Genomic DNA, 23,825 nt, shown 5'->3' on the forward strand with positions numbered 1-23,825 from the left:
TTTAATATAAAGGGCAATTCCTGCCGCAATGTAGAGCCATTTCATCACTGTTTCTCCTGTAAGTCCGAATTCTCGGTGCAAGTTAGGGTTATGGGGAGGGCGATCGGTTCCGTTTCTACCATCTGATAAAGACGTTGCAGCCGCATGACAATAGAATAACTTTCTCCTTCTCGAAGGCAAGTTCCATGAATATCCTTGTCCTGCAAAGCTGCACGTAACTCTTCTTCTTCTACATAGGACACTAATTCGAGGCGCATCTGGCGCTTGTTAACAATACGGCGTAAGGCTGTCATGAGTTCCCCGCGAGAACCATCTTCTCCTTCCTTTGCTAGTACGCCTAAACGCATCACCATAGACGATCGCACCGCCACCGCATACAAAGTAATCGCCAGCATGGTTCCCACCAATGCTTCCGTTAAAGCCACATCGGGAGCCCCTAAAACCGCATATAATAACGCCGCCACTGCCCCAAGAATACCCCGAATAACGAGGGCGCTATAGGGATTGACCTGTAACACTAGCATGATTGCCGTCAAGGGCAACAGAGCGGCGATCGCATAAATATAACTCTCATTCATTTTTCCCCCCGCTACTGGAGCAATAAGCCAGCACGTAGCCTAACATTGTATTCCAGAGTGCCAAGCAAACAATTGCCAGCACCAGCAAAGGCCATTCCCGAGGAATTTTCAGCAGCAGTCCGAAAACAATGCTCATGGAGCCAAGAGTATCCGATACTGAAAGACTGTGCAGTTTAAATAAAACCGATCGCTGGCTGAGGAGGGGAATTGTTCCCCAAAACCAGAAGATAATGCCCACAGTAAAGCAAGTATAACTAATAAAATCAATCATGTTTCGTTCATGCGTTTAATGATATTTGCCAGCAGCATTAAGGCTGCATTTCCTACCGTGAGAACGATCGCGCCGATAATGCCGATCGCCCAATCATCCCGCAAAACCGAGATGAATAAAATCAAAATTGCGGTTTTCGTGGAGATACTGGCAAAGGCCAGCATTTTTTGCCAGATATTATCATTTTTCCAAGCATCATAAAGAGGAATGAGTAGGGCGAGAATCATGGCAATTAATAACAGGTTCATGTTTGTTTCTTCCTCCGAATGACGCGATGGACTTCATACCATCCCCCTTCTTCGTCATATTTGACCACAATGGTTTTGGGGGTGAATGTAATGAGTAAAATATCTAAAAAAACGAGACGGTGCGATCGCTTTTTTTCCACTTGTTCCAAGATGATATCTTCTTCATTATGGGGACGCAGAATGAGATCGAAGGCTTCGATATAAGCCTGGGGAATAGCCCAAAGGATTTTCCCCAGTACTAACAGCCAATCTTTGAGGGCTTCTGGGTTGGTATAACCGCGAGGGAGTAACAGCGAAATACTTAGCCCGATCAGGATATTTGGCCAGCTTAGATCCGCCGTTAGCAGAAACCAGATTGTTAAGCGTAAGATTAGATGTCCAACCATGCAAACCCCATCCAAAAGAGTAAAATCAAAACAAGACTCATAGAACCAATTAAATGATCGAATTGCTCCACGACGCGGGGCAGTTTGATGTTTAATTTTTTGAAGATGGCAAAATAGGCCAACCAACCTAGGGCGATCGTCCCTAAAGGTTTAATGGTATTGGTCAGGTTATAAGCATCATAGTAGGCAACATTGGCCACAATCAAGCCAAGGAGGAGAATAATAACGGCTATCCAGAAACCCGGTCTACTTTTGCGATCTTCTACGGATTGTTGATGGGGGATAAAAATAAATTTAGCAAAGGAAATCGAGGTTCCTAATGCCGCCAAATTCATGCCGATAACTTGCCAAGGGAGGAGATTTTTCATGGTTAATATCTTGGCTCCAAAACCCGACAGCAAGGGGAAACCGGAGATAGAGAAACTGGCGATCGCCAACACGATCCAGAGAGGGGTAGCGATGGGTTGCTGTTGCAATTCTTTGAGGTTGCGACTGGGTAAAGTTCCCGCAATTAAAAAGAGTGCTGCTTTAACTAAACCATGAGTGAGGGCATAAAATCCCCCAACTTCCGGCGCAGCCAGGATAAATCCCAGTTGCGAAACCGTGTGAAAAGCCAACATTCGTTTGGTATCTTTCTCAAAAACGGCATAAGCTACCCCTAGGAGGGCGGTGGCTACGCCAAAAGAACGCACAATGGGATCCACCTCCGGCACGATTAAAGCGCAGCGCATGAGGGGAAATATGCCGCTTTTCACCGCAACCCCCGAGAGCATGGCGGAAACGGGAGTTTCTGATTCCGAGTGGGTTAAGGGCAGCCATAAACCAGAAACAAAAACTCCCCCTTTAACTAACAGTCCCAGAAAAATGAGGGACAGGGCTTCTGGGGGAGCATTCCGTAACCCAGCAAAGGCAAAGGAGTTATTTGCCTGATAGACCAATACTGCACCGATGAGATAAAAGAGCATGGCCACGTTGCTGATGAAGAGATAGCGCAAACCGACCCACATCGAGCGATCGCTACGGGGATAGGCGATGGCCAAAAAGGCGGCAATGCCGCTCACTTCAAGGGCAACGTACAAGCTGATAAAATCTGCACAGATAAAGGTGGCATTGACGCTACCGTGCAGAATAATGACTTGAGTATAAAAAAAGGCGGTTTTGTTCGTATCCCAACAGTAAATAACGACCGCTACCGTAACGAGGGCATTGGTCAAGATAAAAAAGCCACTCGCGGTATCGGCTTCTAAAGTAACGCCGAAATTGTCGAGTAATGTGAGAGCAAGGGGAGAATCTTGGGAAAAGAGCCAGAAGCCATAGCCCACTGATGCTAAAGCTGCCAATAGGGCGAGGTAGCGATCGAGTTTGGGCAGGAGATAAATGAGAAAGCCGACAAAGAAAGGTAGGGCGATCCAGGCGATCGTAATTGCGTTCATACTCTTATGTATTATCCTTCTCGATCTCGTGGGTGTCTAAGGTGGGGTGATCTCGCGAAAGTTTCATGACCCCGACTAGCATTAACGCTTGAATTGAGAGGCCAATGACGATCGCGGTTAAAATCGCCCCTTGAGGAACGGGATCGGCGTAAGCCCCATCAATGCTATTCTCGGAGAGAATGGGCGTGAGGAAACCTTCTCGAGAGGCAATGAGGACGTAGTAGGCGATCGCCCCTGTACTCATCACATCCATTGAGACGATTTTCATCAGTAGGTTTTTCTTAAGAAAGATGCCGAAAAATCCGCACAAAATAGTAGCGAATACAAATGCTTCTAACACGGAATTGACCTATGGGGTAATTATTATGTTTGCTAGGATACACTATTTGCGGCTCCAGACAAAATAATAATTTTTACAAGAGTTGTTTGGCAATGATAATGGATTCAGTTCATTGATTCTGGGAGAGATTGGCAATAATTCCAATCAGATCAATCTTGTTCGAGCATGATAGCAAATTACCCGTTCTTTATTACCCAAATGCGAAACAATTCGACAATAATTTTATAACCGTTTTCGCTATCTTTGACGACATCGTGACGCTTGAGGTCTTCAAGGGCATTATCTAACATTTCTACATCAAATTGTAGGGCATTCTCAAGGGTTTCTCGGGGCAATCCTTCCTGGTGTGGGGCAAGTTGTTGGAGGATTTCTCGTTGTCCCGGTGCGCCTTTTTTTGCCTGATCCCAAACGCCATCGAAATAGTAGCGACCTTGTTGGAAAAATTCGGGATTTTCGATGATGGTTTCTACATCTTCGAGGGTAAATCTGGGGTCGCGTTTGCGGTTTTCTTCAAAGACGAGGGCATTATAACGGCGGACCAAGGAAAAGCCGATGAGTTGCACGAGGTAAGGCTGGCCAAAGGTGAGATCGTGGATGCGATCGATCGCTTCTCCCGTATAGTCGAGGGGGAAATCTAGGTTAGGGTTGGCGAGAATCTGGCGGGTGGCGGCGGGTTTGAGGAAGCTGACGTGGAGGGGGATAACGCTGGCGTAGAAGGGTTGGAAGTAGTCGGCAGTCATTTCTTGCAGGGTGTGGAGTCCGGCGAAGGCAAAGGCAATTTTGGGGCTGAGTTGCACCATGCCTCGCAAAAAGCCCATGAAGTCCGGGGGAATTTGTCCCTGTTCGATCAGTTTTTCAACTGTTTCAAATTCGTCGAGGGCGATAATTAGGTTTTGGCGATCGAGGTGGGGAATGATGGTTTTTAGGTAGCGTTCAAAGGTGCGTTGGGGGAGGTTGAGGAGGTCGTTATCTGCGGGGCGTTGCAGGTGGAAGGTTTCGGCGAGTTCATCGGTGATACTCATCAGAACTTCTCCGGTGCCTTGGCTGACGTTACCGAGGCCTTGCAGGTTCACGTAAATGACTTGGAGGTTTGCGCCGCAACAGGTGGCAGCGTTTCGCAGGATGGAGGTTTTGCCCATGCGTCGATGACCGTAGAGGACGACGGATTGAGGATGGGTGGTATGAACCCAATAGGATTCAAGTTCTCGCATAATGTCCTCTCGTCCGATGAATTTCTCGCCTTCTACGGGGTCGCCGATGGTGTAGGGGTTGGTGACGGGTTGGGTAATTTCGATTTCGCCGATTTTTCCGGCGATCTTGAGGAGGGCATCCAACCAAGATCGCGTAATGTCGAGGATGAGTTCTCGTTCGGCTTCGGGGAGATTTTCCGGGGTGTCGAGGATTTGTTTGAGTTCCCCTTGGGCGCGATTGAGGGCGAGGGAACGACTGGTACGGGAGGGACTCTTCTGCACGAGTTGGGTGTCTTCGATGACGCGACGGAGGGCGCTGAGTGCCTGCCAAGTGTTGGGACGGAGGAGGTTTTCTCGGGGAAAGTCGAGGGGTTGCGTTTGGGCAATCTGTTCGGGGGTTTCGGCTTGGGTGAAGCGGTGGAGGGTTTCAGCGAGTATGTACATTTCTTCGCCGTAGAGGATGTTACGGACGACTGCAAAGGCTTCGGTGGCGCGATCGGGCTGATGACAATAAAATAGCCAAAATCCTGCTGCAATTGAGCGATGAGGAAAATCGAAACGAAGATTAGTATTTAGATTTCTAGTTACTTTGTATCGCCAACTTTTAGGGATAATAAAAAGTTCATCCCAAAATATTTTCTGTAAAGTATCCTTCAAAGATGAAGAACAAAATTTGAGAATATCCCAGTCCCAAGGCTCTATAGCAATTTGTGAAATGCGGTAGATTAGTTGATCTTCTGGAATTTGAGATATTTCTTCATTAAGACATTGAATAACAGGAATAAACTGCAAGCTGTACTTCAATAATTCGTTACTGTTATGCAAACCTTCTTCCCAATTAAAGTGTAAACTCTTTTTTAACGTTTTTTCTAGAAAGGGTAAGGGTAAAACACTAATGCGAGGAAATAACCAACTTTCATTTTGGAGTGCGAACCAATTAACAGGTGTGCTGAGAAACCAATTGTCAGGGCGTAAGATTGCCACACCTCCCGCCACACCGAACCAGTTAAAAGAAAAACCTAATCCTGTAACAACTAATTTAAAAATTACTAATGTTTCAACCAATAAAAAAATACTTTGAAGTGTTAGTTTTAATTGAATTTGGTTTCTTTTAAAAAAATCTATTTGCTCTTGCCATGTCTTAGCATCTCTTAAATTCTCCCCACCGCCAAAAGTCTCCACATACCATCGCAACGCTTGAGGAAAATAAAACACCCAATACAACAAGCGCAAATAATCCAAAGGATTCCACAAAGAAAGAGGACGCTTTAACTTTGGTGCCAAATCTAAACGAGGGATAGGGTTATCGTTGCTCATTATTTTGCGTGTTTAGTAGTAGGGTGTCGTTAGCGCCAGCGTAACGCACCAATTCGATAATATTGCGGTGCGTTACGCTTCATTTTATTCCGCTAACGCACCCTACATCTCGAATGGGTTGTAAAAGAATGCCGATAATTTTGGCAATTTGATTGATATAATATTCGATATTATCAATGGAAACAGTTTGCTTTTCCAACAATAAAAATTTCCAGGTTGTCCCCGTCGAAACAATACCGTAAATCTTGGTAATTTTCACATTCTGTTGTTGGTTAAAAATCTGCGCCGCCACCATTTCCGCCACGCACTGCCCCAACCCTCCCTTAATATTTTCGTTCTTCGCTTCCACGATCGCAACCACAGGGGCGCGAATAAAATATTGTTCCTGAGAACAACAAATCAAATAATCGCAATAGCCATTCAAACCTCGTTCTCGATCCACCTCAAATTCCGTCCCAGAAAAAAGACTGATTTGATAATTAGCTTGACGGCGAAGTTCTGCGAGAATAGGAGCAAGCAGAAACTCCGATCGCGCTTTTTCCGTATTAATTGCCGTCGCTAAGGGCAAATATTCTGCTAAGGTTTGTTTGAGATAATCCGAAGGTTCAATTTCTGCAACATCGGCAAACAAATTGCGATTTTCTTCGAGAACGAGATTAAATTCTTGTTGCACGATGTTGAGATTGGTAAAGTTGCTGTAAGACATTTGATTCAAGTATCTTAGAATTTTTTATGACAAACTATCTATTTAATTGTCTTTTTTTTGTTCTGCTACAGATTGAATGGCAAAGAAAAAAATCAATCTGCAATTAGAATGTTCTGCTTATCGTCGATCCGCCAGGGATTGAAAATCCCTGTCTCATACGAGAAATCCATTGAAATGGATTAATTTCGCGAGATTTTACCTTAATTTGACAAAAGCAGTCCTCTTGAGAGGACTTTTTGTATGAGACGGGGAATTTGATTCCCCGGCGGATCGATGATGAGAGAATTATTTTAATTGCCAAAATAATTTTTAAATTTTTAAGACTAATCTCGATAATCTTCATAACACTCATAACAAAACAGCATCACTTGACTGGGAATACCGCCACTCTTGGCGATAATTTCTTCCGTTTCCTCCTCCGTAAATTGTACCCCTGTTCCCGCCAAACGATCCTCGATAAACCCCTGCACCGTCACTGCATCCCAAGGCTGCAACTGTAACTCATGGCAAATATTAGCAAAAGGCGAATCCATCCCGCTATCCTCAAATAACTCCGTTAAAGGACGATGCGCGGCTACCACCAGCCGTAAAGGCGATCGCACTCCTGAATTTGCCCAAGCCCGCAATTGATTCCTCACCCCATCATCAAACCAATGTTCCCGCAACTGTTCCACCTTGTCCAGCAATAGCAAAACTCTCTGCTGTTTCAATTCACGCTGAAACTGAAATTGTGGTTCTGCTGTAATGCCAATTTCCGCCGCCAAGGTTTGATAATAACTGTCGCGATCGAGAATTTCGCGCATATTCAAATACACGAGTTTGCGATGAGGTAACTTTTTCGGTGCTTTTTGTTCGATCGCCCGCAATAGCGAAGAGGTTCCCATTCCCCCGCAGCCAACTAAAGCAACACTTGTACCACTGTTCAAAAATTCAAACACCTGGCGAAGTTCGCGATCGCGTCCATAAATTTCTTCTAAGGTGTCTAACATTCCCCGCTTCATAAAGGGATTTTGACTGTTGAGACCATTGCATTTTGCCAAGACAGGGAAAGATTGAGATTGTCCCGATGCTCTTTCCCAACGAATCCCTAGTAGATCGCACAAACTTACGAAAGTTTTCTTCCGAACATCTTTACCTGCACTGAAATTTTTGATCGTTGAAATCTGAAAATCACTTTTTGCCTGAAAATCTTCTAACGTCCACGCTTTGTTCGTCAGAGCATAATCAACCTGTTTTTTCCCTTCGGTTGTAAGTTTCATGGAGTACAGAAACCAAGATTAATGTCTTTAATATTAACTTATACCGAACTCATACTTAAAATAGCTGTAAGTCATACGCAACAAGGGCTGAACATATTGGTGATGTGGGAGATGATGAATATATCGAAATTGAGGAACAGAAATGAAAACCAACCTCCGCAACTTAGTTACTTCTATCACCGCGATCGCCGCTACCGTCAGCATTACGATCGCACTCCATCCCAACCCCACCGAAGTCCAAACCAATCTCGCCAATACTACCAATGCGATCGCGATCGGGGGAGCAACTGCTTTATTTAGTTTACCCGATGACGAGGAGGACGAAAAAGAAGAATAAAATTGCAGCGCGATCGCATGAAAATTTCACGAAATGCGATCGCGCTGCGAGAAATTCAAACTTTTTCTTGTCCTCTGACCCATTGGGAAATATGCTGATGACAGCGATCGAGATAATTGCGAGCAGCGCGATCGCTAGAATAAGATTGCAGACACTCTTTAAATAAACTTGCAGCTTGGGGAAATGAGCGCCGATGAAACAGCATTACTGCTCTTTCAAATTTATCTTTAGTCGCTTGTTTCCCTGCATGAAGTTCGGGAGAATCGGCGGAAAAAACTTCAAATAATCCCACAGCTTTTGCTTTACCTTTTGCTTTGACTTGCTCGATAAAGCGCAAATCGTATTGCAGAGGATCGTTTAAATGTGCAAGGGTTTGATGCGTGATTAAAAGAGAAACACCGTAGGTTTTTGTTAACCCTTCTACTCGTGAAGAAAGGTTGACTGCATCCCCGATCGCCGTTCCATCCATGCGACCAAATCCCCCCACGGTTCCCAACATTAATGAACCCGTATGCAAACCAATGCCAATACGCAGGGAGATTAAATTTCTTTCTTGTCTCTTTTTATTGTACTTTTTTAGCTCTTCTAACATGGCGATCGCGCCTTGCAAAGCATTATCCGCAGACTCTGGAAATAATGCCATAATTGCATCGCCAATATATTTATCAATGAATCCCCCATGAGCCTGAATTTGTGGTTCCATATAGCCGAGATATTCGTTAATAAAAGCAAAGTTTTCCGCCGGGGTCATCTGTTCGGAAATAGTAGTAAAATCCCGAATATCGGAGAATAAAACCGTCATTTTTCGCTCGACTTGATCCCCAAGTTTTACATCGACAATACTTTCTTTCTCTAAGAAACTGAGGAATTGAGAAGGAATAAAACGCTCGTAGGCAGCATTCAACGTGGTAATATTGTCGTATAAGCGAGCATTTTCTAAAGAAATGGCAGCTTGAGCGGCTAATGTTCGTAAGAATTCCAAGCGCTCTCGGGTAAATGCTCCGGTTGTCAGGTTGTTCTCGAGATAGATAATCCCTTGTAATTTTCCTTGATTGATGAGAGGAGCGCAAGCAATTGATTGACAATGATACTGTTGAATATAGGCATCGTCTGTAAATCGGTCTTCTTCCTCTGCATTATGTAGGACTATAGTTTCTTGAGTACGAGCAACATAGTAGACAATTTTTCTAGCAATCATCTCAAAATTTTCAAGAGGAACTGATTTCGACATGACTATTTTATTGGATTGAGATTCTTTTGTGGCTTCCACAAAAAGGCGAGGCGATTGTCCATTTGTTTTGTCTGTATGAGATAATAATAAAATGCCTCGTTCTGCTCCTGCATTTTCAACTAGAATATTCATTAAAGCTGCTAACAACTTATCCAAAACAATTTCGCTAGAAATCGCACTTGTAGATTTCATTACCGTTGCTAGATCTAGAATTTCACTATTATTACCTCTTCTGGTAGTTCGAGTTTCGAGAAAATGGTGCGTTGTTGAAAGCGATCGCGGAAATTGTCCCCCATCCAAGGCAAATAAGCGAGGATATTTTTCCTCTAAGTGTTGCATTTTAGCGATCGCCCCCCAGCGATCGTAACAATAGTAAGCATTGATGGCATAAGCGCGGGCAATCTTTTCTTTGCCCCAATTGAGATAAAATTGGGTCGCCAATTCATTAGCAAGGGCTTCTTCTTGAATATATTCGTTTTCTTGTGCTTGGGCGATCGCGCGATCGTAAAATTCGATCGCATTTGCGCGATCGCCCAAAACCCGATAGCGTTCGGCCTCCACAAGGTAATATTTATGTAGATAATTCATTGGAGCAGATTCTGCCCAACGCTTTAAATATTCTTGGTTTTCTGTTACTCTTGCTAAGATGATTTCATAGTCATCGTCAGGAGATTTAGTTATAACTGATAACTGATTTAGGGAATCGTAAAAGCGCCAAACGGGAATTAAAGCATGACTGGTTGCAGCCGCTAAATATTGTTTTGCAGCATTAGAGGCGATCGCTGCTCGTTCAAAGTTACCAAACCAATAAGCCAGAGTTAATTGCGTTACATAAATTCCCCATAAGCCGCTACCATTTTGCCTTTCCTGATAATAAGCAATGAGTTCTTCCTCATTAATAATCTCCCCTTGCAAGCGATCGGGTTGAGAGGATTTTCCCTGTAGATTGACAACAGCTTGCCAATAGGGTCTATTGTAATTGAGGGCGGTTTGCTGTCCGATGCGTTCGAGCATTTCGCTGTGACTTTGGATTTCTCGTTCTGCTTCAGTGAGTTCAATTCCTGTTAGAAAAAGCCGCAGACAATAGCCTTGATTGCAATAACCGCTATAGGAAAAATCTCCTGTTTCTAAACCGATCGCAAAACCGTGTTGTAAGGGTTCGAGAGCAGATCGTAAATGTTCTTTCCAATGGCTGATAAAGCGGTATATTATCATAAAAACGGCTGATTCAAACTTGCGATCGCCAAAATCTGCCAGTATCTTTAAAGCCAATTGACCGTATTCATAACCGAGGTCAAAGTTGCCCACAACCCCACAAAGGATCATGCCATAAGTAGCATAACCAAAAGCTGTGGCAGAAGTATTACCGTAGGTTGTAGAAAGTTCAATTTGTTTAAAAACCGTGAGGGGAAAGAGGGCTGGAGAGGCAAAATAAGTGACGGGTAAAATTTTGATTAATAAAGGTAGCGCTATTTGTATGAGAGGGTCTGACATTACGGGTAAATTTGCCAACTCTGTCGGCTGGCGATCGCCAATAATGGCTTGTATTTTAGCCAAACCAGGGGCAAAATCGGCACGAGTCACTTCCTGGGGAAATTCAATCCCTAAAGATGCCAGAATCTCTAAACCCACGCTTAACGCTTCTACCATGCGGTTTTGATTGGTGTAGGTATCCAGCTTGATTTCGCCAATTTCCACGCGATCGCGGGGATGTTTTGCGTTATTCTGGACGATATCTGCAAGTGCCTCCATGCGATCGATATTGGCATTGAGATAATTGGCTTTAACGGCTTCGTTATGGAGAGTGAGGGCTAATTCGTATTGATTCTGCCAACAATCTGAATTTAACAGTGAAATTCCGGTTTCTAGATAGGCGATCGCGGCTTCATAAGCGGTGGTATTATTCGCTTTTTGTCCGGCTTGTAAGTTGAGACAAATAACCTTTTCCTGTTCTTCTTTATCGGTAATGAGGGTAATACCGCGATTGAAGCGATCGACAATATCAAAGAGTTTTTCTTCTCTTTCACTTGCGGGAATATTATCCAAGAGAAGACGACCAATTTGCAAGTTAATTGCGGGCTTTTCCTTCTCGGGAATGAGACTATAAGCGGCTTGTTGAATGCGATCGTGGCTGAATTTATAGGCTTGGATCAGTAAATTTTCATCAAGTTGAGAGAGGGGAAAAATTATGCCGCGATCGAGGGCAATTTTTAAGTTTTGAAAGATATTTTGGCGGGTTTGTTGGCTGCCTATCTCTTTATCCACCTGACCGATTAATGTTACCGTTGCTAGGTCGAACTCTGCTCCCAAACAAGCGGATAAGGATAATATTTTTTGAGTAATTTTGGGTAATTTTTGCAGTTTCCCCATCATTAACTCCACCACATTATCAGTAAATCCCGTGGCTTCGATCGCAGATAGTTTCCATTGCCAAAGTCCAGAAAGACGATGAAAGGTCAACAAGTTTTCGCTATAAAGAACTTGTAAAAACTCATTGATAAAAAAAGGATTTCCTTCCGTTTTTTGCAATACCAATTTGGCCAAATCTCCAACAATTTCCGGGGAACAGTGCAGAGTTTCGCCAATCAATTGAGCAATCTGTTCGAGTTTAAGAGGGTCTAGGGTTATCTCTGATATTTCCTTCCTTTTTTGCCGCAATCGTTCAAGAGTAACGATAAAGGGATGTCCCGAGGAGACTTCATTATTGCGGTATGCCCCTAATATTAAAAGATATTGCGTTTGGCTATCTTCTAGAAGCCTTTCCATTAATTTTAAGGTGGCTAAATCCGACCATTGCAGGTCATCTAGGAAAATAACTAAAGGATGTTCGACACTACAAAAGGCACGAATAAAGTTACCAAAAACAAGGTTAAAACGATTTTGCGATTCATTTGCGCCTAAGTTAGGGACGCTAGGTTGTTTGCCGATAATCAATTCAACTTCTGGGATGACATCGATCGCCACTTGTCCATTATTTCCTAACGCATTTAAGAGTTTTTCTCGCCATATTTGTAATTGTGTTTCGGTTTCTCCCAAGATTTGTTTCACTAAACCCCGAAAAGCTGATACAATTGCAGAATAAGGAATATTTCTTTGAAACTGGTCGAATTTTCCGGCAATAAAATAGCCTCGACGGGCAGTAATGGGTTTATAAAGTTCCTGCACTAATGCTGATTTACCGATGCCGGAATAACCTGCAACTAGCATTAAAGCGCTATGTGAAAAGTTTTTATTTTTAGGGTCAGCTATGCGATCGAAGGCAGAGAGTAAGAGTTCAATTTCTCGTTCTCGTCCGTAGAGTTTTTGAGGAATTTGAAAGCGATCGGAAACATCTTGGCAAGCTAGGGGAAATGGAGCAATTGTCTCGGTTTCTTCTAATTGTTGGAGACAGTATTCTAAGTCTACTTTTAATCCGTAAGCATTTTGATAGCGATCTTCTGCATTCTTTGCCATCAATTTCAGAACAATATCTGCAATAGCTTGAGGGATAGGGGGAGATAAGGGCTGATTGTTTACTGATGTCTGTTCTTCGGCAATTAAAGAGGGATTTTTGGCAATATGACAATGAACTAATTCTAGAGGATCGCTACTTTCAAAGGGCAATTTTCCGGTTAACATTTCATAGAAAGTCACTCCCAAAGAATAGAAATCTGTGCGATAATCTAAACCTCGATTCATGCGTCCGGTTTGTTCTGGAGAAATATAAGCGAGGGTTCCTTCTAAAACATTTGGATTTTGTAAAGTCGGGTTTTCTCGAGTCAATTGAGTGGCGATCCCAAAGTCAATAATTTTAAGTTCCTTTGTTTCGGGATTAAAAACTATATTGGCAGGATTAATATCTTTGTGAATGATATTTTGACTGTGAATTTGCCCTAAACTTTCTGCGATCGCGATCGCCAGGGGTAAAAATTCCCGAATACTCGTGGTTTTCCGTTGTTCCAGCCATTCTCTCAGAGAAATGCCCCCAAAATCTTCCAAGGCGATCGCATAGCTTCTTTCCCATTCTTCTAAGCAGTAAGCTCTAATAATATTAGGCGATTTTAAATTAAAAGTGAGATAGTACTCCTGTTTATAACGCCGAATTTCCTTGGGGGTAGGATAGTCGCTGTTGAGAAATTTCAGGATCACGGGTTGGCGATCGCTAATTCGCCGAGCGCGGTAAACTTGGGAGTTAGCGCTATTGTAGATTTGCCTGAAATCTTCGTATCCGGCAAGGGCAACCATGAAATGTTAGATTAGGGGAGAAAAATCACCATTCTCGTTTTAACATAGAATTTTAAGCGATATCTTAGTTGTTAAACAGGAAATAACTGTATAGAACAATATCTCGTTTATATCTCTCAATCCGTACATACACGCTATTCTCTTTTTTGGGAGAGAAAAAGTGTTGATTGGATGCGGATTTTGTCCGACTGCATTCCGATCCAGCTTGATTTAGTTCTTATTCTTCGGCGATCACTTTCAAACGAACAATTTTTTCTCCCGCATCGTCTAACTGTACTTCTATCGTTTCTCCGGTCAAACTTTCCAAACAGGTTAACATCGATCGCAGGTTGGGATTACTGGCTCCCGTATCGACATAAAGGCGATCGGCAAGGTTACTTAAGCGCTTCCAGGTGGTAAAGAGTTTTGCTGCCATTTGCTCGAGGCTGGTGGCTTGTTTGACAATATCGGCGGCAGTATTCAAACAATCGATGCGTAAGGCTTCTTCTAGCGCCATTTCGATGTCAACTGAGCCTTTTTTCAAGGTTTGTACCCGCGCGGCTGCATCGAGATATTTGGAAAGATTCTTGGCGGAAGAAGTGAGATTTTTCACGGTATCGATATCGGGATTTTCGGCGATTTCTCGCTGCATCTCCTTCAAATGAATATCGGGCAGCTTTTCCATTTCCCGGACTAAAGGTGCGAGATGGCGCGGTGGAAGTCCCCCTTCTGAGGCTTTTTCTTTGACTTCATCGGGCAGTAATTCCGAACTCATGGCTGTCCATTCATCCGCCAATTGCTTCACTTCTCGTCGCGTGATGCGATCGCCTCCTAAAGCGGCTTCTGAGACCATTTTCTGCACCTCTGGAGACGATTTCGCAGTTTCGACAAATGCCCGTTTGCTAAATCTATTAATCGCCTCGGGATCGAGTTGTCCTTCCGCAACCAGAGTATCGGCACTATTTGCCAATTGAATCAGCGCATAAGCCTGACTTTTTGTGATTTCCCGCTTCTTCAGCCAATTGATAAACCCTGTCCCTCTTCCATCTCCTCCTTTTTTCTCGCGATCGCGCACCGATCGCAAAATGCGCCCCCGCCAAATATCCGTTTGTAGGTCAAATTGTTCGCAAACTTTCCAAACGCGATCGAGTTGCTGTTGAAAATCGTGTTCTTGGATGTCCTCGTCTTCAGGATCGGGGAGTTGGAAGTTAAAATCCGTAGGGGTTTCTAATGCCTCTACGATTTCTTCGGTAGATGGAGGGGGGAAGGACTGAACCATAGGGAAGAGCAAATCGAGGGGACAGTCGCACCATTATTACATATTCTTTAGCTTATTTTGCTCATCGGAATTTTACGAACCTTTTTCGCTAACCCGAGGCGATCGAGTAACTGGATCGTGTACCAGGTGACATCAATTTCCCACCAACGCCAACCAGACTGAGCCGATCGCGGATGAGCGTGATGGTTATTGTGCCAGCCTTCTCCATAGGTTGAAAGTGCCACCCACCAAAGGTTACGGGAATTATCGTCACAAGCAAAGCTGCGATAGCCCCATGTATGCGTTGCGGAGTTCACAAACCAGGTACAATGCCATAATACGACCGATCGCAGGAAAATTCCGTAGATGACAAAAGACCAACCGCCGAAAGCATAAAGCAAGACTGCAAGAGGCACTTGCAATAATAAGAAGTAGCGATCGAGCCAGCGATAAAAAGGTTGACGCAGTAAATCCGAAGCGTATTTGCTGTAATATTCTTTATCAAAGGCTTCCTGTTTCGGGTAAAGTAGCCAAAGTATATGACTCCACCAAAATCCCCGCTTGGCGGAATAAGGGTCTTTCTCAACATCCTCCGTATAACCGTGGTGCTGTCGGTGTCCTCCTACCCAGAAAATCGGTCCGCCTTGAATAGCCAAGGCTCCACAGGTGGCGATCGCGTATTCTAACCACTTAGGAACTTCAAAACTGCGATGGCTCAATAAACGATGATAGCCCAAACAAATGCCAATTCCCCCGCAAAGCCAATGCAGAAAAATTGCGACTCCTAAAGCCTGCCAGGAGAAACACCACAATGCAGACAGGGCAAGGGCGTGGAATGCGCCAAAAAAGAGGATATAAGTCCAATTTAGGGTCAGAGAATTATTACTCTGAGGTGCATTAGCAACAGATTGTGAATTCATAAAAGCATCCTTAAAACGAGCAGAAAAAACGAAGGAAACTATTTTTTGCTCCCTTTCTCTCCACCTAGAAAGATAGAGTGAGGGGGCAAGTCGGTGTTAGAGTAAAAATGTAAGTTTTACTTGCACGCCACCATCCTAACAACTCCCCCTAGAAAATGCAAGCTATACTTACATTTTTATGTCAACTCCATCTCCATCAACCCGCGATCGCTTAATTCAAGCTGCCCTAGAACTCTTTGTTTCTCAAGGTATCAGCAACACCACCACTCGCCAAATCGCCAATTTAGCAGAGGTAAACGAAGTCACCCTCTTTCGTCATTTTGGCAATAAACACGGGTTACTCCTCGCCGTTATCGAAGAATCTCCCACCTTTGCCAATCTGGAAAAGAGTTTACTACAAGGTTTTGAGCCATCTGAATCAGGAAAACTGTCCTTGAAAGAGTATGCAAGTTATAACTTACATTCATTAGAGCAAATGCCGGAGCTATTTCGCTCGCTGATCGGGGAAGCCGATCAATATCCTGATGAAAATCGCCAGGCGATCGGGAAACGCCTGGCAGAGGTCAATCGTAGTATTGTCAACTATTTTGCCGTCGCCCTTCCTCAAAGCCAAATTCCCCACGATCGCCTCTCCAGCTTATGGATAGGGGCGTTAATTGGCTATGCGGCGATCGCCTTTACCAGCGAATTTCAGGAACTTTGGCGCGATCGCGAGGACTTTCTGGATAGTTTGGTGGAGTTATTTGCAAGCGTCACTCTCTCAGAATCCTCGGTAATTGGCGATCGCGACAAGGCGATCGCGCCAAAAATCCTCGATCTGCCTACAACTTTAGTGCATAACATCTTACAGCAGGCCAAAAAATCCAGTTTACAAGATAGCGCGATCGCCTATCTTCTTTTTGGGGCAGGATTATCCCCCAGAGAAATTGCCAGTTTAGAGAAATCCCAACAAATTTGCGATAAAAACCAACATATTTTGCAAGTCACGGTTGCAAATCGCCTGCGACAAGTTCCCGTCAATCAATGGATTTTAGGCAAGCGTTATGGTTCTTATACCAACAATCCTCTCACTAAATGGTTAAAAAGTCGTAAAGATAAAGCATTATCCCTGTTTCTCACTGAGGAAAGTCAACCCATATCTGCATTAGAGATCCAAAAACGCTGGCAAATCTGGTTAGAAGGATTAACCGAAGGCGAAATTCCCGCGATCGCGCGGGCGCAACAAACTTGGTGTGTAGAAATGTTAATGCGAGGTATGAGTTTGGAAAATCTAAGCATTCTCACGGGGCTAGAGTTGGTACAATTACAAACCTATGCCCGTAGAGCCAAAGAAAAAGCAGCTATTGAAGAAGCAACACTCTTAGATCGCAAACCTTAACCTGCGATTTGATTAGAGTTTCTTTAAAACAATAAAGGAAGAATTGTAGAACCAATTCCTCCGAGAATTTGCAATAAATCTATCCCCAATCCACTGCCACTTTCAGGATTATTCTGATGATTAATATACTTTATAAAAGATTCTACTGCTTGAATTCCCTGTTCATTTCCTTGTTGTTCAAATAATTGAGCCGCAATTTGTACATCCCGCATTGCCCCTTCTTCATCAATTAACCGATATAACATAAAACCCCGTCCCAAATAAGCCGACGCAAATTGAGGATTGATTTCTAAAGCACGATTATAATTTTCAATTGCACCAGTATAATTATTACGACTGGCTTCTTCTATTCCTCTTGAATAAAAAGTTGCGGCACTTTCCATCGGGTAAGGAAAACCAACAGTTCCTTGAATATAAGCCCCATCAAAACGGGTTTTCAAGAAAGTTGCCCCACTTAAATAAGCATTTCGCAAATCTGCCCCAGCAAAATTCGACTCTACCAAAATTGCCCCCGTTAAATTGGCACCATTGAGGGAAGCCCCAGTTAAATTGGCACCGCTTAAATCTGCCCCCGTTAAATTGGCTTGACTAAGATTAGCAAACCGCAAATCTGCCCCTCGCAAATCTGCCCCTCGCAAATCTGCCAAAATTAAACCAGCATTCATTAAATCGCACTGAATACATTGTTTGCTGGAGAAAAGTTGGTGCATATCTTGTAGGTTTTCAGCTTTTGCGGGAGTCGAGATAGAGAGAGTCGCAACAACAAGGGAAGTCGCGATCGCAAGGACTGATGCAGGGACTAATTTTCTCATGGTTGGCGATCGGTAAGGGGTTTTTTCCATTTTAAACGCTAATTGGATTGAGCGCGATCGCATTTTCTATTCTCAGATACTTGGGATGAGTTGCGAAAGTAGCTGGTAGAAGTCGAAAAACTCGAAATTGTTGGCGATCGTATCCAACCAAAAGACTACTATAAGTTAATTCTGGAAAAATATCGCCGACAGGGTTTAAGATTATAATATTGAGAAGATAGAATTTATATTGACCTGAAGGATCGAACTATGACACCGATAAAAGAACAACTCCTTCAAGAAATCGAACGTACCCCAGACAATCTCATCAAAGAGGTGCTAGATTTCTTGCAATTTGTGAAAGCAAAACAAGAAAAAATTTTAATTGAGAATGGTAGCAATGTTAAAAGTATGAAGGAAATGGATGGGAAAGGATCGCGCGATCGCCCAATCTGGGAAGTTTTCGAGGAGTTTACTGAAAATATTCCTGAAGAAGTTGTCGCTAAACTTCCTACAGATGGCGCAGATCAACACGATCATTATATTTACGGAACGCCCAAAAGAACGCCATGAGACAGGTATTTGCTGATACATTTTACTGGTCTGCACTGATTAATCCAAGAGATAAATGGCATCAAAGAGTTAAAGAGTTTAATCATACTTTGGTCAATGCTCATCTTTTTACAACTGATGAAATATTAACCGAATTTCTTAATTTTTTCTCGTCTTATGATGCTTATATGAAAAATGGAGTAATTCGGCTCGTTCAAGATATTTTGAACAGCGATCGCGTTACTGTTATTGCTCAAACTCACTCATCTTTTCTGGATGGTCTAACACTTTATCAAAATCGTACTGATAAAGGCTATAGTCTTACAGATTGTATCTCTATGCAAACCATGAGAAAACTCGGAATTACAGAAATTTTGACTCACGATCGCCATTTTACTCAAGAAGGATTTACCATTTTGTTTACAGACTGAGATCGCATTTCCCATTCCCGAATACTTTGGATAGGTTGCGATCGCTTCAAGTTTTTTGTATTTCAAACGAACTTAAATTAATTCCAATTTTAGTGTTTTTCCTAATACTATTTGGGTTCTCTGTAATTATAGATCGAGGAGCGATCGCATTTCCTATTCCCGAATACTTTGGATGAGATGCGATCGCGCTATTTTTTAGCTGGAGTAAGAGCGATCGGGTAGAATATTGGAGAGTTAGAGAATTATTATGAATGAGCCAGTACGATATATCACGAACGAGCAAGGCGATCGCGTTGGGGTAGTGTTAGATTTAGCCACCTATCAGCGATTGACTAATGCTCCCAGACACGATCCCGAATGTTTGCTAAATTTGAGTTTAGCAGAACTGGAGGCACTGGCTGAAAGTAAACTTGCTCCAAGCAAACAGGAAAATTTGAGCGCATTACTGGAGAAAAATAAAGAATCTCAACTATCTTCGGAAGAAAGCAACCTGTTAGATATTTTGTTAGAACAGGTGGATAATTTAACCATGCTGAAAACGAGAGCAAGATATACTTTACAGCATTTAAACCCTTCGGAGAGTTTGGAGTGAGTGCTTATATTCCCGTTGAGTTAAAACGGAAAGTACGCGATCGTTTTCAAAACTGTTGGTTTATGTTCGTAGTTTATGGGTTCAATTGGGCGAACATCCTCCCTAAATGAGACTCAGATCGCATTTCCCATTGTCGGATACTTGGGATGAGTTGCGATCGCAAAATATCATAAAATAGACGGTTATCAAGCTGGACTCACTAAAATAGCTTGTTGCATAGAAGTTTGAATGAACTGTATTTTTTCGGTTACGAGTATTTGCAGATTAGGTGGTGCTTCTCCTTTGTACTCTGCAAGTTTATATTCTTTTAGAGATTCGATTAAAACATATCCAAGGAACCATACAGATAGAGTATTTGCTAATCCAGAAATTGCAGTTAAAATGGGAATCGTACTCATAAAATCAGAATCTGCTAAAGTTGATATTGCATCAACTAATCCATCTGTGAAGGGTAGTCCATCTAAGGATTGTTGAATTGTTGAGCATAGAGTTGATAAGATATCGTGCAGATTTTGGATATTATTATAATCAATAGGTAAATTGCGGAGTATTAGTTCAAAGAAGCCGTCAAGTCCAACAATAGCAGAAATACTCATCAACTCTTCATTGGCGGCATTTGTGTATTTAAAGTCTTTACAGATGCTTTTTATCATTCTTGCCTGTAGAAATGGAACTGTCAGGGTTTGCGCGAACGGAACGGGAAAAAAGTGCAAACTTGCTTGCAGCGTAAATATTTTTCCACAGGCATCCCGACACCATCCAAATGCTTTCTCAGCCATAGCATTAACTGAATTTTGAGTAGCTTTATCAGCTATTTCATCTAATAGCTTCTCTGTTTGAAATTGGAGTTTGTCTAAGCCAAAAGGATTGATTTTTCCGTTATTTGATTCTTGTGATTCAGCCAAGATTGGAATTACAGAACGTATTTTTAGATTCTCTAAATTAGACTCTAGATGTCGAATAAAATTACTTTTTTCTTGGCTCAGAGATCTAGTAATAACCATAATAACAGGAATTTTTTTAGATAATTTTTCAATCCAGTCTATATCGATATCTGATTCTCGTGTGGTAAATGCGTTGATACAAAACCAAACTATATGGATTTGCTCTTTTGGTTCTTGTTTCTTTTTCGATTTAATTAATTGAAAAATATCTTTTTTGACTTGTCTGACCTGATTTTTTTCTCGTTCTAAGCCCGGAGTATCGTAAAGTCTGATCGGAATATTTAGTGGAGTGTAAGGTTTTTTGGGAATGACATCTGTTCTCCTCGTACTTAGACGAGTCTGGGTAATAGTCCGAATTAAGCTGGTTTTTCCCACTCCTGTGTTGCCAATGACCAGTACATTACATCGCTCAATCTGCTTGAGAGCTACTTGATGGGTCTTACCAAAATCCTGAAAGTGAATCACAGTCATTACATTCTACCTCTATAAAATTAGAGTATTGTGTTCTATTTTTTATTCTATCAATACTCCGGACAGTTTTTTAATAAACCTACAATGCTTACATTGCAACCACTCTAGCGATCGCTGATCTATTTAAAAGTCAGCATAATCGCTGACCTCAATTAAAAGAATACAATTCGCAAGGATTCTAGCCTACAGGAGATCGAAGCACCGGGTTTTTATTCAGAGTATTGATTTTATTAAGAATAGCATAAATAAAGTTATTAGACAATCACAAAAAAAAATCTGCCTTTCACCTCTGCCACAACCTGCCCAAAACTGCCCTCCCCTATCTGGTTATACTCCCACCCCGCAACCATCATAGAAATTGTGAGTTCGCACTATGGAAGACCCTCCGCGCAACTCGGAAGCATTTATTATCTCGAAATCAATGGCGGTGAATATCTTCTCGTCTGGTCGGTTTCTTGCTGTACATTCAAAGTGATGGTATCGTTACAGCTTACGAACTCTCTCTCTTTTTACTACGTTCGTCATGCTGCAATTCTGGAACTTATTTAATGCAAAATGCTTCGGATTAAAAGAGTCAGCTTTTGCCAGCTTGGGTGAAAATAAAGGATTCTTGGCAATTGCCGCGATCGCATTTTTTGGGCAAATCTTGATGGTACAATTTGGCGGTGATTTCTTCCGCACTGTTCCTCTTTCTTTAACAGATTGGACAACGATTATCGGTGGTACATCTATTGTTCTCTGGATTGGTGAAATTATGCGATCGCTGGCTCGAATGAAAGCAAAACGAGTGTTATAGGATATAATAGAAAGAGTGGGCAATGCCCGCCCTACTTTTTTAATGCTTAATCTATGTCGGCTAAAGATATCTTTCACGATGCAGTCAGAAATGCACTAGAAAAAGAAGGCTGGAGAATTACCCACGATCCCATGTTTATTAGTATTGGAGGGGTTCAAGTTTACATCGATCTCGGAGCAGATAAAATTGTAGAAGCTGAAAGAAATGGTGAAAAAATAGCCGTTGAAATCAAGAGCTTTGTAGGGACATCAGCGATTTCTGAATTTCATAAGGCTCTCGGACAATATATAACATATCGTTTTGCTTTAGAGGAACAAGAATCCGATCGCCCTTTATATTTAGCTGTTCCTCTAGGAAAATACAAAGAGTTCTTTGAATTACCTCTAATTCAAAAAATTATTCAAGGTTGTCAAGTCAATCTTATCGTTTACGATCCAGCTAAGGAGGAAATTATCCAATGGAAAAAATAGAAAGATATCGGGAATATATTCTCAAACTTCTCAGCGATCGCGCTCAGTTTGGCTCATCTTACGAAGAAATCGAAATTCAAACTATTTTTGATATAGAACGCGATCATTATCAATTAGTTCAGACAGGTTGGCGAAACCAAAGAAGATTTTATGGCTGTTTTCTCCATGTAGATATCAAAGATGGTAAAATTTGGGTTCAACATGATGGAACAGAAATTGCGATCGCCGATGAATTAGTATCTTTAGGTGTACCTAAAGAGGATATTGTTTTAGCATTTCACGATCCCTATATCAGGCAATTTACAGGTTTTGCCGTTGGATAAAGCCGATATAATAGTTCGCGATCTACCCATTGTTTGGAAAGAATACGATCGCATTTTTGCGCGTTTGTTATATCTAGACATTAAAAATAGTAAAATTTAGGTACGACAAGAGTTTACCCATCGCAAGTTTGCTAGGCTGAGAAAAGAACGCTCGATCTAGTCCGTTTCTTAGCTCCTAACGTCTCGTCTTGCATCCCTGCACTTTTACCCATCCTATGAGCTATTGCTTGAATCCAGAGTGTCAAAACCCCGAAAACGAACAAAATCTCGATTTTTGTCAGAGTTGTGGTGGGACAATTTTACTACACGATCGCTATCGAGGGATTAAACCCATCGGTTCCGGGAGTTTCGGAAAGACATTTCTGGCGATCGATGAAGATAAACCCTCGAAACCGTATTGCGTCATCAAACAATTTTTTCCCCAAGCACGAGATCCTGAAACCTTAAGCAAAGCCTCGGAATTATTTGCTCGAGAAGCACTACGCTTAGATGAGTTGGGTACTCATCCCCAAATTCCCAATTTATTCGCTTATTTTAGCCAAGAAGACCAACAATATCTCGTCCAAGAATTTATTGCAGGAGAAGATTTAAAAGCCGTTTTAAAAATAGAAGGAGCATTTAACGAAATACAAATTCGGAGCTTTCTTAATAGTTTACTCCCTGTCTTGAAATTTATTCATCAGCATAAAGTCATTCATCGAGATATTAAATTAGAAAACATTATTCGGCGCACAGATGGGGAATTAGTTTTAGTTGATTTTGGCGCAGCTACAGCCAATAATGCCACAGCATTAACCGGAACCGGTACTATCATTGGTACGATGGGTTATGCTCCCCCCGAACAAATTTTAGGTAGACCTATCTATGCAAGCGATATTTATAGTTTGGGGGTAACTTGTTTGTGTTTGTTAACGGGGATGAATCCTTTTGATATTTATGATGCTGAAGAGGAAATTTGGATTTGGCGCGATCGCACCCCTGCAACGGTAAGCGCTGAGTTAGGCTATATTCTCGATAAAATGGTCGAAAGTACCCGCAGACAGCGCTACAAGTCAGCAGATGAGATTTTACAAGACTTGAATCCTGTCCCAGACGATCCCACAATTCCCGTTAGTCCGCCCCAAGATACTTCCCTTGAAGTTCTTACAAAAACTACCTGGAAAAAATCTCAAGATTTAATCGGTCACGAGCATCACGTTTATTCTCTCGCTTTTAATCCGACGGGAAAAATGTTGGCGAGTGGTAGTCGAGATGGTACTATCAAATTATGGTCTCTATCAACGCGCAAACTCTTACAAACCCTGACCGGACACTCAACTTGGGTTAATACGGTGGCCTTCGATCGCACTGGACAGGTCTTGGCCAGTGGAAGCGGTGATAAAACCATAAAATTATGGTCG

At 42.4% G+C, this 23,825-nt stretch carries 22 protein-coding genes and 1 pseudogene; 9 read left to right on the forward strand and 14 right to left on the reverse strand.

What is annotated here, in order from left to right; translation table 11 throughout:
- Window positions 1–44: 44 nt before the first annotated feature.
- The 9 genes from VB714_RS10030 to VB714_RS10070 all read right to left on the reverse strand — a co-directional run bounded on the left by VB714_RS10030 (window position 45) and on the right by VB714_RS10070 (window position 7,728).
- On the reverse strand, window positions 45–578 hold the full coding sequence (locus VB714_RS10030; protein ID WP_323223663.1) for a DUF4040 domain-containing protein: 534 nt from the start codon (window positions 576–578) through the stop codon (window positions 45–47).
- The gene (locus VB714_RS10035) at window positions 571–849 is read right to left on the reverse strand and encodes a monovalent cation/H(+) antiporter subunit G (protein ID WP_323223665.1); all 279 of its coding nucleotides are present in this window, start codon (window positions 847–849) and stop codon (window positions 571–573) included. Before VB714_RS10035 ends, VB714_RS10030 begins: the two co-directional genes overlap by 8 nt.
- Entirely contained in the window at window positions 846–1,097 is a 252-nt protein-coding gene (locus VB714_RS10040; protein ID WP_323223667.1) for a hypothetical protein, read from the reverse strand. The genes VB714_RS10035 and VB714_RS10040 overlap by 4 nt, the downstream gene beginning before the upstream one ends.
- Window positions 1,094–1,483, reverse strand: coding sequence for a Na+/H+ antiporter subunit E (locus VB714_RS10045; protein ID WP_323223669.1), 390 nt, complete (start codon window positions 1,481–1,483; stop codon window positions 1,094–1,096). Before VB714_RS10045 ends, VB714_RS10040 begins: the two co-directional genes overlap by 4 nt.
- Window positions 1,468–2,916 carry a cation:proton antiporter gene (locus tag VB714_RS10050; protein ID WP_323223670.1) on the reverse strand — a complete coding sequence of 483 codons (1,449 nt, stop codon included), beginning with the start codon at window positions 2,914–2,916 and terminating at the stop codon, window positions 1,468–1,470. The genes VB714_RS10045 and VB714_RS10050 overlap by 16 nt, the downstream gene beginning before the upstream one ends.
- A gap of 4 nt (window positions 2,917–2,920) precedes the next feature.
- A complete protein-coding gene (locus VB714_RS10055) occupies window positions 2,921–3,256 on the reverse strand; it encodes an NADH-quinone oxidoreductase subunit K (RefSeq protein WP_323223673.1) in 336 nt (111 codons plus the stop codon).
- A gap of 176 nt (window positions 3,257–3,432) precedes the next feature.
- Window positions 3,433–5,763: a hypothetical protein gene (locus VB714_RS10060; protein WP_323223675.1), complete on the reverse strand. Its 2,331-nt coding sequence runs from the start codon at window positions 5,761–5,763 to the stop codon at window positions 3,433–3,435.
- A gap of 79 nt (window positions 5,764–5,842) precedes the next feature.
- The gene (locus tag VB714_RS10065; RefSeq protein ID WP_323223677.1) at window positions 5,843–6,469 is read right to left on the reverse strand and encodes a hypothetical protein; all 627 of its coding nucleotides are present in this window, start codon (window positions 6,467–6,469) and stop codon (window positions 5,843–5,845) included.
- 323 nt (window positions 6,470–6,792) lie between these two features.
- Complete coding sequence (locus VB714_RS10070) at window positions 6,793–7,728, reverse strand: AAA family ATPase (protein ID WP_323223680.1); 936 nt, start codon at window positions 7,726–7,728, stop codon at window positions 6,793–6,795.
- A 142-nt stretch (window positions 7,729–7,870) separates the two neighbouring features.
- Here VB714_RS10070 and VB714_RS10075 point away from each other — a divergent pair, with 142 nt between their 5' ends.
- Window positions 7,871–8,065, forward strand: coding sequence for a hypothetical protein (locus VB714_RS10075; RefSeq protein WP_323223681.1), 195 nt, complete (start codon window positions 7,871–7,873; stop codon window positions 8,063–8,065).
- A gap of 55 nt (window positions 8,066–8,120) precedes the next feature.
- On the opposite strand, the gene VB714_RS10080 is transcribed toward VB714_RS10075, so the two are convergent.
- The 3 genes from VB714_RS10080 to VB714_RS10090 form a co-directional block, all read right to left on the reverse strand.
- Window positions 8,121–13,520 carry a protein kinase domain-containing protein gene (locus tag VB714_RS10080; RefSeq protein WP_323223683.1) on the reverse strand — a complete coding sequence of 1,800 codons (5,400 nt, stop codon included), beginning with the start codon at window positions 13,518–13,520 and terminating at the stop codon, window positions 8,121–8,123.
- 217 nt (window positions 13,521–13,737) lie between these two features.
- Window positions 13,738–14,778 carry a hypothetical protein gene (locus VB714_RS10085; protein ID WP_323223684.1) on the reverse strand — a complete coding sequence of 347 codons (1,041 nt, stop codon included), beginning with the start codon at window positions 14,776–14,778 and terminating at the stop codon, window positions 13,738–13,740.
- Window positions 14,779–14,825: 47 nt separating this feature from the next.
- The gene (locus VB714_RS10090) at window positions 14,826–15,677 is read right to left on the reverse strand and encodes an acyl-CoA desaturase (RefSeq protein ID WP_323223686.1); all 852 of its coding nucleotides are present in this window, start codon (window positions 15,675–15,677) and stop codon (window positions 14,826–14,828) included.
- A 178-nt stretch (window positions 15,678–15,855) separates the two neighbouring features.
- Here VB714_RS10090 and VB714_RS10095 point away from each other — a divergent pair, with 178 nt between their 5' ends.
- The gene (locus VB714_RS10095) at window positions 15,856–17,055 is read left to right on the forward strand and encodes a TetR family transcriptional regulator (protein ID WP_323223688.1); all 1,200 of its coding nucleotides are present in this window, start codon (window positions 15,856–15,858) and stop codon (window positions 17,053–17,055) included.
- Between the two features lie 23 nt (window positions 17,056–17,078).
- On the opposite strand, the gene VB714_RS10100 is transcribed toward VB714_RS10095, so the two are convergent.
- Complete coding sequence (locus VB714_RS10100; RefSeq protein ID WP_323223690.1) at window positions 17,079–17,930, reverse strand: pentapeptide repeat-containing protein; 852 nt, start codon at window positions 17,928–17,930, stop codon at window positions 17,079–17,081.
- A gap of 186 nt (window positions 17,931–18,116) precedes the next feature.
- On the opposite strand from VB714_RS10100, the gene VB714_RS10105 reads away from it, so the two are divergent.
- The 3 genes from VB714_RS10105 to VB714_RS10115 all read left to right on the forward strand — a co-directional run bounded on the left by VB714_RS10105 (window position 18,117) and on the right by VB714_RS10115 (window position 19,421).
- Entirely contained in the window at window positions 18,117–18,419 is a 303-nt protein-coding gene (locus VB714_RS10105; protein ID WP_323223692.1) for a hypothetical protein, read from the forward strand.
- Entirely contained in the window at window positions 18,416–18,829 is a 414-nt protein-coding gene (locus VB714_RS10110) for a type II toxin-antitoxin system VapC family toxin (protein WP_323223694.1), read from the forward strand. The genes VB714_RS10105 and VB714_RS10110 overlap by 4 nt, the downstream gene beginning before the upstream one ends.
- 247 nt (window positions 18,830–19,076) lie before the next feature.
- Window positions 19,077–19,421: a hypothetical protein gene (locus VB714_RS10115; protein WP_323223696.1), complete on the forward strand. Its 345-nt coding sequence runs from the start codon at window positions 19,077–19,079 to the stop codon at window positions 19,419–19,421.
- A 185-nt stretch (window positions 19,422–19,606) separates the two neighbouring features.
- On the opposite strand, the gene VB714_RS10120 is transcribed toward VB714_RS10115, so the two are convergent.
- A complete protein-coding gene (locus VB714_RS10120) occupies window positions 19,607–20,836 on the reverse strand; it encodes a GTPase domain-containing protein (RefSeq protein WP_323223698.1) in 1,230 nt (409 codons plus the stop codon).
- A gap of 367 nt (window positions 20,837–21,203) precedes the next feature.
- Here VB714_RS10120 and VB714_RS10125 point away from each other — a divergent pair.
- The 4 genes and pseudogenes from VB714_RS10125 to VB714_RS10140 form a co-directional block, all read left to right on the forward strand.
- A pseudogene (locus VB714_RS10125) lies at window positions 21,204–21,632 on the forward strand (cation transporting ATPase C-terminal domain-containing protein); the annotation flags it as partial.
- Between the two features lie 53 nt (window positions 21,633–21,685).
- The gene (locus tag VB714_RS10130; protein WP_323223700.1) at window positions 21,686–22,102 is read left to right on the forward strand and encodes a XisH family protein; all 417 of its coding nucleotides are present in this window, start codon (window positions 21,686–21,688) and stop codon (window positions 22,100–22,102) included.
- The gene (locus tag VB714_RS10135) at window positions 22,090–22,425 is read left to right on the forward strand and encodes a XisI protein (RefSeq protein WP_323223703.1); all 336 of its coding nucleotides are present in this window, start codon (window positions 22,090–22,092) and stop codon (window positions 22,423–22,425) included. Before VB714_RS10130 ends, VB714_RS10135 begins: the two co-directional genes overlap by 13 nt.
- 215 nt (window positions 22,426–22,640) lie before the next feature.
- The coding region (locus tag VB714_RS10140) for a serine/threonine-protein kinase (RefSeq protein WP_323223705.1) at window positions 22,641–23,825 on the forward strand (1,185 nt) is incomplete at its 3' end.

It is taken from the genome of Spirulina sp. 06S082, assembly GCF_034932145.1.
Lineage (GTDB): Bacteria > Cyanobacteriota > Cyanobacteriia > Cyanobacteriales > Spirulinaceae > CCY15215.